The following is a 670-nucleotide window of genomic DNA, read 5'->3' on the forward strand; positions in this document are numbered from 1 at the left end:
GGGCCTTCCCCCATGAAGGTGGGCACGCGGTTATTGATCACGCGGCGAGTGTGAGTTTAGCGGTGTGGTGTCGGTGTTCGTATTCGTTGGGGCTGAGGTAGCCGTTGGCGGAGTGCCGGCGGCGGGTGTTGTAGCGGGTCAGCCAGGCGAAGACAGTCCGACGGCAGGTGCCGGCGTCGCCGAAGTCGTGGGCGCCCTGGAGGGTCTCGCGTTTCAGGGAAGCGTGGAAACTCTCGCAGGCCGCGTTGTCGGCGCTGGTGCCGATCGCGCCCATCGACCGTGTGACCCCGAGCTGGTCGCAGAGGTCGGCGTAGGCCCGGGAGCCGTATTGGGCCCCGTGGTCGGAGTGGAACACCGCGCCGTCCAGACTCCCGCGAGTCGCGGCGGCCATCCGCAACGCGTCGGAGACCAGACTGGTGCGCATGTGGTCGGCGATGGACCAGCCCATGACGTTGCGGCTGAAGCAGTCCAGCACCGTCGCGAGATAGAGGAACTCCCCGCCCGCGAGCGGGAGATACGTGATGTCGCCCATGAGTTTGCGCCCCGGCTCGGTGGCGGTGAAGTCCCGCTCGAACAGGTCCGGGACCGGTGAGGTGGCCGGGTCCGGGACGGTGGTGCGCACGCGTCTGCGCAGGCGGATGCCGGTGATGGAGAACGTCCGCATGATCCG

1 protein-coding gene is annotated in these 670 nt (G+C 68.2%); it reads right to left on the reverse strand.

Going from position 1 to position 670, the window contains the following annotated elements; genetic code table 11:
• Nucleotides 1-37: 37 nt before the first annotated feature.
• The coding region (locus tag NFU81_RS04910) for an IS3 family transposase (RefSeq protein WP_251485342.1) at nt 38-670 on the reverse strand (633 nt) is incomplete at its 5' end.

This window comes from Actinacidiphila cocklensis (assembly GCF_907177275.1).
Lineage (GTDB): Bacteria > Actinomycetota > Actinomycetes > Streptomycetales > Streptomycetaceae > Actinacidiphila > Actinacidiphila cocklensis.